Here is a 13,323-nt window from a genome sequence, read left to right as displayed (position 1 = left end):
TTTGATCCTTAGCAAAAATAGCATGATATAATGTTATCTATGTAAAAAGTACTGGTAGTTTATTTCATATTCTAAAATTCACTTTTAAAATGACTAGAGGTGTTGTAACAGACTAGAAAAATATTAGTCTTTTTCCCAATAAGCTTTCAACTTTATTTCCTTAGGTTCTCCGTGTTCTAATATGTCCTTTATAACAGCTCGATAGTAATTTTCCTCTTGTACTCCCCTTATTAACCAAGTGTCATTAACTAATATTGCAGGGACTCCTCTAATTCCCATAGCTTTTGCCTCTTCTTCGTCTTCTATCACAGCTAGTTTTGTCCTCTTAGCATTCAGATCCTCTTTAAACTTGTTAACGTCCAATCCAATTTCCTCAGCTATAGATATTAGTACCTTTTCGTCTGTTATGTCCTCGCCTTCAAGAAAGAACTTATCTTGAGCTCTATCAAAAAACTCCCAGTGTCCTTCATCACCCTTTTGGAATTCCGCTGCCTTACACGCCATCAAAGGAGGAATAGACCATACGTACTTTATTTTTCCTTTACCTATTACCTTTTCAGGATCATAATCTGGTATGTATCTTTTCAAAATAGAGAACTCATTAAGAAATACTTGTCTGGCATCTTCCTCAGTAGGAGCTATAGCCTTTAAGTCCTCTAATGACGAAATTATTGCAAAAGCCTTGTGCTTTACTATTACTTCTCCTTTAAACTCCTTTACAACTTTTCTCAACCTTTTAGAAGTCATATAACAGAAGGGACAAATTACATCATGGAAAAATGTTAACTTAATCATATGTTTAAGAAACCAGTGAAGATTTAAAAAGCATCTATTTACTGTTTTCTCATCGTCTTCGTAATTTCAGATAAGTCAGTTTTTTTATCACCGGTTAACTTTCTCGTTTCTTCTATTAAGTCTTCCCTCCTGGTCTGTTCAGCTGCACTCAAGAGTTCTTGAGCTATTTGTGTGGCCTCCTTATTATTTCCTACCATAAGGGCGTTTCCGTATTGTCTAAGGAGGTTGAAATACCTGACTTCTGCTACAACGCTCTGGTTTATATTCTGTTGTACCATTTCATGACTCGCTCTCTGTAGATATATTGGTTCATTTATCTGAATCATACTTCCTCTGGCGGGGTCGTAGTAGCTCCCGGTCACAGTAAGAACTACTGGCTGATTTCCAGGTGGAACGTTACCTACGGCATAAATAGTAATTGCTTTATCTATAATCGGTATATTGACTGGCATTTCGTAGTTTAGTACTTCGAAACTTGGTGGTACATTTATTACTAAATTGTACCCAGCTACATCTGATACTTTTTGTTGAGCAAACAATGTTGGTAATTGAGAGGGGTCTAAAATATGATAGTATACACCTGCACCCTTGTCTGCTAGTCTCTTCATTATAGCCTCATTGTAATCGTTTCCGATACCTATGGATATAATTTGAACGTGAGAGGGCACTTGTATATTCTCGTAGTCTTTAACATTTCTCTTATCAGTTGGCTTCCCGTCAGACAAAATAATGAGCTTTACTGGAGTAGAATATCCCTTAATTATATCTAGTATCTTAGTCACTGCTTTATGGAAGTTTGTTGTGTATCCTTTTTTCACCTCCATAGGTATGTTTATTGGTGTTCCGGTTTGTCCTTCATAAAGTTTTTCTAGATCATTTGAGAATAAATAAATAGAAAGATAATTCCCTGACGGAATCTCGTTGGCAAGCTTATTCGCTGCAACTATTGCTGTTTGCATTTTGTTTTCTTTCCTCATAGAAGGACTATTGTCTATTAGAATAACGTAGTTAATTCCAGCAAATCTAACGAAGGTCTCGGGGACTATTCTTATTATTAAATCTACCTCTGTAGGCTTATCGAAAGCGACGTAATTTGTCGAGCTCTTGATCTTTACACTTATTGTCATATCCGAATAAGATATTATGTAAGTAAAACTATAAATACTCTTTTATACAAAAACATTATACATGCCGTGGAAATGTCCCGTATGTGGTTATGAAAACGACGATGACGCTTTGTATTGTATAAAGTGTGGTACACAGAAACCATCTGTAACAACTCAACAACCTTCTCAATCTGCCCCCACTGATGTTCAACAAACTACAGTACCACAAGCTCCACCAACTCCAGTTGCACCACCTCAACCAACTCAAGCTCCACCTTCACCAACTGTTGCTCAGACAGCTTCTCCTTCAAACCCTCCAGCACCAGTGCCTACCCAGCAAGTTGTAACACAGCCTCCAGTTCCCCAACCTCCAGCACCAACAATACCTCCAGCTCCTCCGACACCTACAAGTGGTAAGTATTATATACTATTCATTAATACGCCTTATGCCAGTCTGATAAATCAGAGAGTACCCCTATCATTTGATATATTCCCTACGATATCGGTAGGAAGAAGTCCGGAAAACGTAATAATTGTCCCAGATCCAGAGATTTCAAGGAGGCATGCAATAATATCTCTAGAGAATGGTCAATTGTACATTGAAGATCTGAATAGTACAAACGGTACTTATGTTTATGACGGCAAGATATTCCAACCTGTAAAAGGTAAACAAAAGATAGAACCTAATTCTATAATAAAATTAGGAAACCAGACCATGATTAAGATAATTAAAGAATGAAGGAATTAACAAGGTGTTTTTTATGACTATTTCTAGTAGGGTGGAAGTCAGCCATAAGTATTCTTTCAATTCACAAGTTAGAGCAGTGTTCAGAATAATAATTGTGCCAGAAAGGGTAACTACTGCAACTGGTTTTCATTATATAATACTGTTAGATACGTCAGGTTCGATGTATGGTGTAAAATTAGACACGGCAAAAAACGGAGCAATAGAACTTCTTCAGAGAATTCCAAGAGGCAATAAGATAACGTTTATAACGTTCTCGAGCTCTGTTAATGTCCTAAGCGAGTATGCTGATGCCCCCTCTTTAGTCTCTCAAATCCAGCAAATTAATGCTGGAGGACAAACAGTACTATACACAGCCCTCGGTAAAGCTATAGAAATCGCTAAGAAATATGAGACGCCCGGATACATTATATTGTTAACAGACGGGCAACCCACCGACGTAACCGATATTACACCTTATGAAAAGGTGGCATTGCCTCCTGGATTCAAAGTCATAGCATTTGGAATTGGTGACGATTATAATGAACAATTACTTAAGACTTTGGCTGATAAAAGTGGAGGTATATTGAACCATATTAATGACCCTATGGAAGTAGCAAATGCTCTTCCGCAAGCTGCAGTAACCGAAATAGGTGCTAAAAATGTAACGGTTGACATAATATCGGAGTCTCCGGTAAAACTTCTTAATTACCCTGGTCCGCCAGTCAAACTAGGGGCTATTGAAGGTGTTGTGAGAATATTGGGAGAAGTAACAGTACCTCCAAACTATACTGGTAATTTGATGACGGTAAAAGTAAATTATGAAGATCCAGCGAGTGGTAGGCCTGACTCTCAAGTGAGTATAATTCAAATAACCCCAGCAAGAGATACCCAGTCTTTCCTTAGTGGCATAAATAATGATCTACTTAGTGAATACCAGTACTATGCACTGATGAATAAGCTGTCCTCAGACTTAAGTACTAACAACTTAACCGAGGCTACTAGGACTCTGCAGCAAATGCAGCAATTAGCCCAACAGACGAGAAAGATAGAGTTAATGGAAACTACTAGGAGATTGCAACAGAGTCTAGAGACTACAAGAAGACTAGGTAATACTGAACAAACCAAAAAATTATCGAAAGAAGTGTCTAGCGAGGTTACAAAGAAGTTAAGGTCATAGAGACAAAGTTTTTTTATATAAAATTTTTATAGCATGAGTTCTAAGCATATTAAAGGGATTAGAATGCCTGTTGAAGATGTAGTAAAAGTATCTAGGAATTTCCAGGTAACGATCCCTTCAAGGATAAGGCAAAAGATCAACATTAGAGAAGGAGATTTGGTAAGAATCATATATGACGAAAAGGAAGATACAGTGAAAATTATACCGATTAGCAGGGAGGAACTAGAAGGACACTAATAAGTTTTTAACACTTTCCAAAGTTAGTATAGTTTTTTTATATAATTCTTCCCCCAATAATTCTCTTTTCTTTTCCAGCTCCTCAAGGTCTATTACATTTACTTCATTTTCCTTTTTTACTACGTCCACTTCTAAGTCAAGATACCTGATTTTTCCTCGCAAAAGTTCAGGAGGAGTTGATATGTTAACGTATATTCCTTTAAGGTTTCCATCAGCGTTGTAATATTTATGTATTTGATACCACTGTCTTGAGTCGAACTCCACAATATCATAATCTCCTTGCTCTATCGGAACTCCTAATCCGTCATACTGTCCTCCTGCGTTAAGCTCTCTTTTGAGTCTAATTATATAGTAGTCCTTGTTTATCTCGCTGTAAATTACTTTACCTTCCTTGAGTACATATTTTTTACCGTCAGCTTTTAGGTGTTCTATGTACATAGTATCTCTTACTAACTTCTGTAATAATATCGAGGGATCTGGATTTTCCTTCTGTTCTTCCTCGTCAACTTCATTATGGTGGTAACTATATTTGAGCATATGATGAAACTTCATTGTTTTTACTACTAAACTCCTTATTCCATCAAGAAATAATTTGTCTTCTAGAGACAAGATTATTCTTATGAACTCCTCTCCTTGGTTTCTAAAATCTTCAGACTCATACTTCATTACGAGCTCTTCAAGTTCCTTTTTTAGTTCTGAATATTGCATAAAAGCTGCATTACTTCTCCATTTAACGTTATATCCTTTTCTATTCAAGGGCGAACTTATACTCTGCAATTTCTCTCTGACTTCCCCCTTAATGTGTTCTGAAAAGAAGGTTTTTCCCTCGCCTCGCCATACCATAGCTGTTTTACCAACAGCCCTTACCGGTGAGAGCACTATTTTTCCCTCAACTGGTGGCTTTATAACAGTTCCCTTCTCCATACACGGCTCCACTTGATAACCCATGTATTCACAGTTTTTAGGTTCGATGACAGAATAAAGTTTCACGGGAGACTTCCAAATGGAGGAGTACTTCAAAGTAGACCGTAAAAAATCATAAATATCCTCTCCGATTGATACTATCTCCCCTTTGTCCACTCCATCCTTTACCGTTACATCTGCAGGTTCATTAATTACGTCAATGCCGAATCTTTCAACGATCTGAGGAGTCTGTTGAACGATGGTGTACCCGGATTTAAGGAATAAATAAGTTAAGGCTGTACTATAAATTCCCCTAATCCTAACCCTCATGTAATAACTTATTGAAGACATACTTTAAAATTCCACCTTCTTTAATGTACTCTAGTTCTACGTTTGTATCAACTCTAGCTCTGCCTTCTATCTCTATCTTTTCATCACCCTTCAAGAATTCCACCTTTACTTTCCCCTTAGCAGTAAGGTTGTTGAGCTCTATGTTTACTATTTCATCTCCCTTGATGCCTAAACTTCTCCAGTCAGGGATCTCTATTGGGACTACTCCCATAGCAACCAGATTACTCCTATGTATCCTCTCAAATGATTCAGCTAGAACGGCCTTAACACCTAGAAGTGCGGTAACCTTAGCAGCCCAATCCCTAGAACTTCCGGAGCCGTATTGCTTACCGGCAACGATCACGAGCGGAACGCCCTCTTTCTTATACAGTTCGGAAGCTTCATATACACTCATAACTTTGCCGTCAGGGAAGTGTTTCGTATAACCTCCCGGCTGATCGACTAACATATTTTTAAGTTTTGGATTTGCGAAACCTCCCCTCAACATAACTTCGTGGTTTCCTCTTCTGGCACCGTAAGTGTTGAGTTCCGTAACACCTAGCTGTTTAAGATACTGACCAGCTACAGACTTGGGGTCTATTGGTCCAGCTGGAGAGATGTGGTCTGTGGTGATCTTATCTCCCAAGAGCAAGAGTATTCTCGCTCCCCTTATATCTCCAAATTTAGTTTCGATGGAAAACCAAGGAGGCATCCTTATGTAAGTTGAATTATTATCCCAGTTGTACAGTTCTGACTCTGGAACTTTGAGGTTCTTCCAATTCTCGTCTCCTTCGAAGATCTTATCGAACCTCGACTTGTAGAGTTCAGGGTTCATCGCTAGGTTCATATAATCTGCTATCTCCTTCATCGACGGCCAAATGTCCTTTAAGTAGACAGGTTTTCCATTAGGATCATAATCAATCGGTTCTTCAAAGAAGTCAATATCAATTCTTCCAGCAAGTGCAAAAGCAATCACAAGGATTGGTGAGGCTAAGAACACTCCCTTCAAGTAAGGATTAACCCTTCCTTCAAAGTTTCTGTTTCCGCTTATAACTCCGTAGACCTCCAGACCGTTATTTTTTATGTCGTTCTCAATTTTAGGAGGTAGGGGACCGGCGTTTCCTATACATGTAGTACAACCAAAGCCCACAACGTGGAATCCTAAGGCTTCAAGATAAGGTAATAAATCGGCCTCCTTTAAATACTCAACTACGATAGGTGAACCTGGTGCCATACTAGTTTTTATATAGGGCTTAGTCCTCAACCCGAGCTGAACGGCTTTTTTAGCCAAGATCCCAGCTCCTATCATTAATGTGGGGTTGGAAGTGTTGGTACAACTGGTTACTGCAGTTAAAACTACGTCATTGTCCTTTACGTATGTTCCCGATTTCTTGTTATTCTTTTGGACTTTCTTTTTCAACTCCTTTAGCGTAACCCTTTCATCAGGGTTTTTAGGCCCGGCTGCAGAGGGTTCAATATCCGACAAGTTTATCGTAACAACCTCTGTATACTTTGGCTCTCCATCGTAAAATAGTCCTTGTATTTTTGCATATTTCTCAACAAGTTTGTAGTTTCTGCCGGTAACGTATAAGTAATTGATTGTTCTTTCATCAATTGGAAAGTAACCTACAGTAGCCCCGTACTCTGGAGCCATATTAGCTATTGTAGCTCTATCTGGTACGGACAAATTTGATAGAGACTGTCCGAAGAACTCAACGAATTTTCCTACTACTCCCTTCTTTCTTAATACTTCAGTTATATATAACACTACGTCCGTGGGGGTAACTCCTTCCCTGACTTCTCCCTCTAGTTTAACTCCTACTACTTCTGGGACTACCATTGTGTAAGGCTCTCCCATCATTACTGCCTCGGCTTCAAGCCCTCCTACACCCCAAGATAAGACGCTTACACCGTTAGCCATAGTCGTATGGGAATCAGTTCCTATTACTATTTCTGGGAAGGCTACTTGTTCTCCTTTAACCTCTCTCACGTCAACTACTTTACTCAGAAATTCTAGGTTAACTTGGTGAATTATACCGTTACCGGGTGGTACTATTCTGAGGTTTCTGAAACTGCTTTGTGCCCATTTAAGAAATGTATATCTCTCCACATTCCTTTCGAACTCCTTCTGCATGTTAAGTACTAGGGCATAAGACGTTCCGTAATAGTCCACTTGAACAGAGTGGTCTATGACCAAATCAGACTGTATTATGGGATTAACTCTCAAGGGATCTTTCCCTCTCTTAGCCAACTCGGTTCTCATGGCTGCAAGATCAACAAGGAGTGGTACGCCAGTGTAGTCCTGCATTATTACTCTTGTAGGCATAAATGAGAACTCTTCACCAACTTTCCATCTAGCAATTTTTTCAAGGTCTTCCTCTGTGATTTTCTTGTTATCCAAGTTTCTAATTACATTTTCTACAAGAATTCTTAAGGAGTAAGGTAAGGAAAAAATATCATAACCTAAATCTTCGAGCTTTTTCAGGTTGTAGAACTTTATATTGCCCTCTAACGGTTCCGGTGCAAGTGCCATATATCTATCTAGTCTTAAAACACTATAAGCTAGTCTTATAAAAATAAATAGACTAAGAATTTTTAGGTTAATACATTACATCTTGGACGAAGCACGTTGAGTATAATATTTGTTTTAGTCTTAATATTAATAGGGATAGGAGTAGGGGCTTTAACGGGAATAACTGGGTCTAGTGGTGTTTTGATAGTGGTTCCAGCTTTATCCTATCTAGGTCTGTCTTTTAAGAGCGCTGTAGGCTCGAGCCTGCTGGTGGACGTGATAACTACAGTATCAGTAGTTATAGCTTATATCCAGAACAAAAACGTAGATTTCAGGATAAGCGCAGTATTAGCTCTAGGTGCTGTAACTGGTGCTCAGATAGGGGTAAGAATAGCTATAGTAACTCCGGAAAAATTACTAGAAACTACATTTGCAATATTCACTAGTGTAATGGCTTACATTTCCTTCAGGAGGTCTAAAAATCCTAGCTTAAAGTTAAGGCACGTGAATTTGGGTAAGTTTTCCTACCCCGTAGGCTTTCTCATGGCTGTGTTAATAGGTATAGTTACCGGAACTTTGGGGGCCAGCGGAGGTATCATGTTCATAGCTGTAATGATAATTCTGTTTTCCACAATGTGTATAAAGAAAATGATAGGAACTGCTACACTAGCCATGTTATTCTCGGCAACTAGCGGAGCAATAGATTATTTTACCGTTGGGTTGTTAAACTTAGTTGACTCAATCATAATCGGTTTTACCGCCCTTATTGTTGGATACTTTTTCGCTAGATTGGCTAATAAAATGAAGCCTTCTATGATATATTTATTTCTTGGAAGTACTTTCGTCTTAACTACAATTTCCGAAGTAGTGAAGATTATTTAATGTTAAATCGGTTGGTAAAGATAGTTATTCTTCTCTTCCTAAACTCTTTATCCATGACAATATATTATCAAGACATTCTTCTGCATATTTAGCCATTATGTTGTTTCCGTCCTTACTTACCTTAGTGAACTTTCTTCCCATACCGGCATGGGATACCATCTCTTCCTCTGTTATTTCGCATCTAACCTTACTCCCCTCATATACCCTACCATCTAGCCAGTCTAGAACTCTGGTGTTTCCCATCCTTATCAAAGAGTCAAGTAAATATTCTCCGTCTTTGACAAGTTGGCTCAATTTTCTAATAATCTCGATCTCCCTCCTAATTAACGCTCTAGTTGCTCCAGTATAGTTATCCATTAACTCGTTTAATTTATTCAGAGTTATTTCACCTTCACTGAGTTTTCTGTTGGCTTCTACAAAATGATAACCCATAAAGTAATATGGTGAGGTCATACTCGCCCTAAGGGAAGCGATTACGGAGTAAGTTCCGTTATTTTTTAGAACTTGTACGCTTTCAAGGACTTTTTTCCTGAACTCTTCTGGTGAAACTAGATCAACAGCTTCCCTAAGTAAGTATATTAGGGCTAATGGAAATCCTAATTCTAATGCCTTTCCTATACCGTAAAGCTCGCTTTTCCCTTGGGTGCTCATTCCCTTAGCGAGTTTAATATCAGACGTTAGATATTGGTGTATATTTACGTCCTTTATTAACGTCTTTCTCATAGTAACAATCCTATTTGAGAAGTCTGACGCTAACTCAATAAGCATTAGTTGTTTCTTATTATTAAATGCGTAATCTTCAATTGCTAGCCTAACTGCGTTTGACGTGATGTAAGATAAGTAGGAGGAGGTTTCACTAAGGTCTACCATTACGACTTCGGGATCCTCTTTCCTTAACTCCTCATAGATATCCATGTAAATAAAGAAATTAAGGTTTCCGATACCGCCGTCATGTATGTGAATAATATTTTTACTGGATTTGAATGTTCCTGACGATGGTAAAACATAAACGTCAGCTTCCCTTGCTGCTGGGAATTTCTGGACTACGAGATCCTTAAGGGAGTTTTCAAGAAGGGAATAAGAGTCTGGCAAGTCGTTTAGGTGCACCGTAAGAAAAGAAGGCAATAGGATTATCATTTTAACGTCTTTTACATCCTCCTTTAAAAAACTATATTCTGCTAGTGAAGGTTTATAGTCTTTTATCATGTGTTCATTTTCGTTTCCCCTAGAGTCAACAACATTATACTCTTGCTCATTAGTTGATATGTTAGTCCATGTAGATATAAGTAGTGTTTTCATCTGTAGGCAATAGTACTCCTTGCGTAGTTAAAATTGTTTCCATTAAACGTGTTTATTATCTAGATTTTTATAAGCTCCTATTGTTCTTTGCTATATCAGATAAATAATTAGTGATTTTTCTTAATAACTTGTATTAATTAAATTTTAGTAGTAAGTTTTTTTAGTGAAAAGGGTGATGAAGAAGTTTAGCGTATGTCAAAGTCGTCACAGAGAGGAGTTCAAAAGCCGACTAGAGAGATAGGGCTAAGAGACCTAGTCTTCATGAGTCTTGGAGGACAAGCACCTTTCCTGAGCATATTAGTTTACGGCGTGGCTTCTTATTCGTATGGTGGATCATTTGCACCAGTAGCTATTATTTTGGGTACTTTGTTAGTTCTACTCAACGGTCTAGTAGCATATAAACTTTCAACTAAGTTTACTCAGAGTGGAGGCTACTACACGTACTCGTATTACTCCCTAACTAAACGTCTCGGTTTTGAGACAGGCTGGACTTACTTGTTGTATTCAGCCTTATACGGTAGCGCGTATGTGTTAGGTGCAGTTGCCGTACTCTCTACTATATTACCATTTTTCAACACTTATCAAATAGCGCTTGTATTCCTTGTTTTGTCTTCAGCATTTGCCCTATTGGGAAAGAAACCTTCATTTAAATATGCAATGTTTGCCAGTACTTTAGAAATAGTAATAATGGGGTTCTTAGCAATAACGTTTTTATATTCTACTCATTTTACCTTTTACAATCCAGTATCTAAAATCCCACCACTTTCCGCATTAGCTGCCGCGGTTATATTCGGCTCTAGCATTCCAACTGGATATGGTTCAATAACTCCTTTATCCGGTGAGGTAAAAGACCCCAAGAAGACAGTCCCAAGGGCCATAGTTACAGTAATATTATTAGGAGGTCTATTAGCATCATTTGATGTCTATGCTATTGTAGACCATATAATATATTACCACTTACAATTAAGCTCTCCGATATCCCTCCTTACACTAATTCAGGATAGATTCGGTTTAGCTACACTAGCGTTTGCAACACTAGCTGCAATTAACGACGGGGTACTAGCTACATTAACTTTTATGTTTGCTACGTCTAGAACAATTTATGCTATGACAGTAAACGGATTCTTCCACGAAAAACTCGCAGAACTCAAGAACGGTAGAGAGCCGTTCAATGCGGTGTTAGTTACAGTGGGAGCTTATTGGTTAATAGTAATGCTGTCCTTAATCGTGTTTGGTGGCAACGCGTACAATGCTTTTCTAACTGTAAGTTTCGTATCCTTGCTTGGTAACTTATACGTTCACCTAGCAACTGATTTCTCTCTAACTAGGATATCCTTGAAGAGACTAAAGAAGAGAAAGGTAGAGATATCTCTATCTTTAGGAGCTGCGTTATTCACAATGTATGTTATGATAACCTCAATTCCCTCCGGTACGGAAGTGACATTAGGAGCTTTCGTGCTTTGGTTATTGGCAGGATTTATGGTAGCCGAAATAATAGACATGGCGAGACAAGAACAAGAGGACGAAAGGACAAAATAGAAGTAATTATTACTTTGCTGATTAATTATTATCTTAGCTTTGAACTCCCTTTCTTCTTTTTAAGATAGAATCTCCGTTAATTACATTTTAAAAAGTAACGTATTTATTCCTTAATATTAGATTTAAGTGGATGTGGTGGCGTAGGGGTATTGCAGTAATTTACGCTTCTAATGAGCAGAGTGGAAAGAAGGTTGCCGACGTAATAAAAAATAAGGGCTATCCCGTTTCCCTATTTCGCTATAGTTTAGAAAACGTGGAGAAGTTATGGAAATGTTATGACGCACTAGTTTTTGTAATGGCTCTGGGGGGAGTGGTAAGGAGTATTTGTAAGTTCGCTCAAGGAAAGGACAAGGATCCAGCAGTGATAGCTATAGACGACGAGTTAAAATTTGTAATCCCCGTTATCGGTTCTCACTGGGGCGCAAACGATCTTGCTAGGGAGATATCCCAAGCCCTGAACTCCACTCTAGTTATCACTACGGCAAGTGAACAAATGGGTGTAACTAGTATAGAAGAGCTTGCAAATTTACTCATAGCTAAGGTCGTTAACGTCAATGCGATAGTTAAAGTTACTTCAGCTCTGTTAAGAGGGGAGAGAGTATGCGTGAAAGGAATTTCATCTCTGCCTCCGCAAGTAAAAGGTAATTACGTCATAGGCGATGGTTGCAAGTACTCAGTGATTATTACAAACAACAATAGGTGTGATGATGAGAACATTGTGTGTTTGAAGCCATTGAGTGTCGCAATAGGAGTAGGGAGTAAGAAGGAGACTTCACCTGAAACCATCAAGGAGGCAATATTTTACGTTTTAGATCTCCTTTCCCTTGATAAGAGAAGAGTAAAGGTCATAGCGTCTATTAGGGAGCAGGCTGAAATTGCGAGTAAAGAGCTTGGAATTCCTTTCAGGAAGGTAACCCTTGAAGAGATCAACTCATTTAATGACGAGTGTCTAACACCACCTTCAGAGAAACTCACTGAGCTAGGGCTGAAAGGAGTTGCTGAAGTTTCCGCCCTCATAGCTGGGGGAAAGGATTCGAAATTGATTTTAAGGAAGATATCATACAAAGGAGAAGTCACTGTTGCAGTAGCCACAGCTGGTGAGTAACTTGATTTATATTGTGGGTGTGGGTAGTGGGGATCCTGAATTAATAACAATTAAAGCACTTAATGTTTTGAAAAGAGTGGACGTTATCGCAGGCTGGAGAAATGTTGTGGACAGGTTTGATTTTCTCAAAATGGACGGTAAACAGTTAATTTATCTTAACTATAAAGAGCAGGAAGTACAGATTCCGGAAATAGTTAGAATTGCTAGAGAACGAGATGTAGCAGTGTTATTCCACGGCGATCCCATGGTCTCAGATTACCAATTCCTTAATAGGATAAAAAGGGAATGCGATAGGCAAGGTGTACAATACATTATAATTTCCGGTATACCTTCAGTACTAAGGGCTCTCGCTATAATCGGAAAAGATCTAGCTCAGATTGTATTTATTACTTTTCACGTTAGAGGTGAATTAGATTATGACGAAATAAAGAAAGCGTTAGAGATCGGGCGTGATTTGTTGATTATTCCAGAACCCTATCCTGACGGAGTGAGGAAAGTAGCAGAAAAGCTATTACAGATAGGCTGTAACCCAGTTCTTACCGTGATGGAGAGGTTGAGTTTTCCTGACGAAAAAGTATACAGAATTAAAGCCGAGGACGTAATTAAGGGCGATTTAAAGTTTAGTGACCTAATAATAGTACACGTACCCAACTGTTTAAGAAACTCATGAAAAACTGTTAACAAAGGTTAAATATATGGATAGACTATCCA

At 38.4% G+C, this 13,323-nt stretch carries 12 protein-coding genes; 7 read left to right on the top strand and 5 right to left on the bottom strand.

Annotated features, from left to right (window positions below; translation table 11 throughout):
* Positions 1 to 123: 123 nt before the first annotated feature.
* On the bottom strand, positions 124 to 795 hold the full coding sequence (locus D1868_RS03650; protein WP_156005657.1) for a DsbA family oxidoreductase: 672 nt from the start codon (positions 793 to 795) through the stop codon (positions 124 to 126).
* Between the two features lie 38 nt (positions 796 to 833).
* Positions 834 to 1,922 carry a VWA domain-containing protein gene (locus D1868_RS03645; protein WP_156005655.1) on the bottom strand — a complete coding sequence of 363 codons (1,089 nt, stop codon included), beginning with the start codon at positions 1,920 to 1,922 and terminating at the stop codon, positions 834 to 836.
* Positions 1,923 to 1,983: 61 nt separating this feature from the next.
* On the opposite strand from D1868_RS03645, the gene D1868_RS03640 reads away from it, so the two are divergent.
* From D1868_RS03640 to D1868_RS03630, 3 genes are all read left to right on the top strand, one after another.
* Positions 1,984 to 2,640 (top strand): FHA domain-containing protein, encoded by a 657-nt coding sequence (locus D1868_RS03640; RefSeq protein ID WP_156005653.1) that lies wholly within the window; start codon positions 1,984 to 1,986, stop codon positions 2,638 to 2,640.
* A 22-nt stretch (positions 2,641 to 2,662) separates the two neighbouring features.
* The gene (locus D1868_RS03635; protein WP_156005651.1) at positions 2,663 to 3,805 is read left to right on the top strand and encodes a vWA domain-containing protein; all 1,143 of its coding nucleotides are present in this window, start codon (positions 2,663 to 2,665) and stop codon (positions 3,803 to 3,805) included.
* A 63-nt stretch (positions 3,806 to 3,868) separates the two neighbouring features.
* Positions 3,869 to 4,042, top strand: a complete 174-nt coding sequence (locus tag D1868_RS03630; protein WP_156007945.1) for an AbrB/MazE/SpoVT family DNA-binding domain-containing protein — start codon at positions 3,869 to 3,871, stop codon at positions 4,040 to 4,042.
* Here D1868_RS03630 and D1868_RS03625 read toward each other — a convergent pair.
* Both D1868_RS03625 and acnA read right to left on the bottom strand, forming a co-directional pair.
* On the bottom strand, positions 4,028 to 5,275 hold the full coding sequence (locus D1868_RS03625; RefSeq protein ID WP_156007944.1) for a ribonuclease FAU-1 family protein: 1,248 nt from the start codon (positions 5,273 to 5,275) through the stop codon (positions 4,028 to 4,030). The genes D1868_RS03630 and D1868_RS03625 overlap by 15 nt on opposite strands.
* Positions 5,265 to 7,808 carry an aconitate hydratase AcnA gene (acnA, locus tag D1868_RS03620; RefSeq protein ID WP_156005649.1) on the bottom strand — a complete coding sequence of 848 codons (2,544 nt, stop codon included), beginning with the start codon at positions 7,806 to 7,808 and terminating at the stop codon, positions 5,265 to 5,267. The genes D1868_RS03625 and acnA overlap by 11 nt, the downstream gene beginning before the upstream one ends.
* A gap of 96 nt (positions 7,809 to 7,904) precedes the next feature.
* Between acnA and D1868_RS03615 the strand changes: the two genes are divergently transcribed.
* Positions 7,905 to 8,669, top strand: coding sequence for a sulfite exporter TauE/SafE family protein (locus tag D1868_RS03615; protein ID WP_231112459.1), 765 nt, complete (start codon positions 7,905 to 7,907; stop codon positions 8,667 to 8,669).
* Between the two features lie 24 nt (positions 8,670 to 8,693).
* Here the strand turns inward: D1868_RS03615 and D1868_RS03610 are convergent, their stop codons facing one another.
* Positions 8,694 to 9,968: a TM1812 family CRISPR-associated protein gene (locus tag D1868_RS03610; RefSeq protein WP_156005647.1), complete on the bottom strand. Its 1,275-nt coding sequence runs from the start codon at positions 9,966 to 9,968 to the stop codon at positions 8,694 to 8,696.
* 192 nt (positions 9,969 to 10,160) lie between these two features.
* On the opposite strand from D1868_RS03610, the gene D1868_RS03605 reads away from it, so the two are divergent.
* From D1868_RS03605 to D1868_RS03595, 3 genes are all read left to right on the top strand, one after another.
* Positions 10,161 to 11,507 carry an APC family permease gene (locus tag D1868_RS03605; RefSeq protein WP_156005645.1) on the top strand — a complete coding sequence of 449 codons (1,347 nt, stop codon included), beginning with the start codon at positions 10,161 to 10,163 and terminating at the stop codon, positions 11,505 to 11,507.
* 130 nt (positions 11,508 to 11,637) lie between these two features.
* A complete protein-coding gene (gene cbiG, locus D1868_RS03600; RefSeq protein WP_156005643.1) occupies positions 11,638 to 12,612 on the top strand; it encodes a cobalt-precorrin 5A hydrolase in 975 nt (324 codons plus the stop codon).
* A complete protein-coding gene (locus D1868_RS03595; RefSeq protein WP_156005641.1) occupies positions 12,605 to 13,282 on the top strand; it encodes a cobalt-precorrin-7 (C(5))-methyltransferase in 678 nt (225 codons plus the stop codon). The genes cbiG and D1868_RS03595 overlap by 8 nt, the downstream gene beginning before the upstream one ends.
* Positions 13,283 to 13,323 lie beyond the last annotated feature (41 nt).

This window comes from Stygiolobus azoricus (assembly GCF_009729035.1).
Taxonomy (GTDB): Archaea; Thermoproteota; Thermoprotei_A; order Sulfolobales; family Sulfolobaceae; genus Stygiolobus; species Stygiolobus azoricus.
This window is presented reverse-complemented; position numbering and strand designations above follow the sequence as displayed.